Origin of the sequence: Photobacterium sp. GB-210 (assembly GCF_003026075.1) — a bacterium.
GTDB lineage: Bacteria > Pseudomonadota > Gammaproteobacteria > Enterobacterales > Vibrionaceae > Photobacterium.
Genome location: NZ_PYNU01000051.1, coordinates 1 through 1,362, shown reverse-complemented (window position 1 = coordinate 1,362; position 1,362 = coordinate 1). Strand labels below are relative to the sequence as shown.

Genomic DNA, 1,362 nt, shown 5'->3' with positions numbered 1-1,362 from the left:
AAGAACCGTACGTGCAACTTTCACTGCATACGGCTCAAGCCTCCACTAAGGCACCGATTGGCACCCAGCAACTTACAAAGCAGCGAGAGCAGGTTCATGCCAAGAGTTGCGGCATTGCTTCTTTGATTTTCTCTTTGCCAAGTATTCTTGGTATTGAGGATCAAAGGGCGTAGCGGCACTCTTGATTTTTACATGTCGCTCGATGGGCACTTTTGCTATTTGGAATAGGTTAAACAGGCAATCCATGTTCATGACTTTCTGCCAACCGTGAAATTGCCATTGGCCTTTACGGTTAAGGAAGTATTTATGAACAACCCAGTCCTTGGACTTGGTTGGATGACGTCTAACTGCCCAGTGCCATAATGCTTGGAATAGATTGTGGCCGACATACCCGAATATCTGCTTAGCAACACAGTGGCGATAGTAATTCGCCCATCCCCTGAGTTTCGGATTTATCAACTTGATAAGATCGTTAACAGGAATGGTTGCGTGCTTTTTGATGAGTTCACGTAGGTTTCTCAAAAATAACAGCGTGTTGGATTTGCTCGGCTTGATGAGCAGTTTCCCTTTGTACTTCCTGTGATTGAAGCCCAGAAAGTCAAAGCCGTCATCAATATGAGTGATCTTCGTTTTCTCTTCGGAGAGGGTTAACCCTCTTTCTGCCAGAAAATCAGAAATCAACGGTTTGATGTCGTTCACGAGCACTTCCTTTGAAGAGCAGGTGACCACGAAATCATCTGCATAACCAATAAAGTTAGCTCTAGCACTCTTTTTGAGCGCAGTGGATTTTATGTACTGCTCTAGCCCTGCGAGAGTCATTAACATCAAGGTCGGAGATATGATTCCGCCTTGTGGTGTACCCTCATCAGTATCATAGAACAAACCTTTGTCCATAAAGCCAGACTTTAGCCATTGTTCCAACATTCGCTTATCTACAGCGATGTTATCAAGAAGCCATTGATGGCCGATCTTGTCGAAACAGGCTTTGATATCCCCTTCAAGTACCCATTTGGCTGATTTCTTTAGTGCCAAGCATTTGAAGCATTGACTGACCGCGTCAGCAGTGCTGCGATTTGGCCTAAATCCATAGCTATTGGGGTCAGCAAGTGTTTCAGATACAGGCTCTAGTGCTAGTAGATGGAGTGCTTGTTGCGCTCTATCAATCATGCACGGAATGCCTAATGGCCTGAGCTTGCCGTTCTTTTTGGGAATGTAGATGCGTTTGAGTGGTTTCGCTTTATAAGTCTTGCGACTAAGCTGATTGACTGCTTTCATACGGCGTGCATCTGTGTTCCAGATGACACCATCTATTCCAGGCGTTTTACTGCCTTTGTTTTGAGATACACGCTTAACCGCAAGAAG

1 protein-coding gene is annotated in these 1,362 nt (G+C 45.0%); it reads right to left on the bottom strand.

The annotated features are described in order from the left end of the window. Positions 1–72: 72 nt before the first annotated feature. On the bottom strand, positions 73–1,362 hold a 1,290-nt coding region (gene ltrA, locus C9J38_RS21510; RefSeq protein ID WP_107208807.1), incomplete at its 5' end, for a group II intron reverse transcriptase/maturase.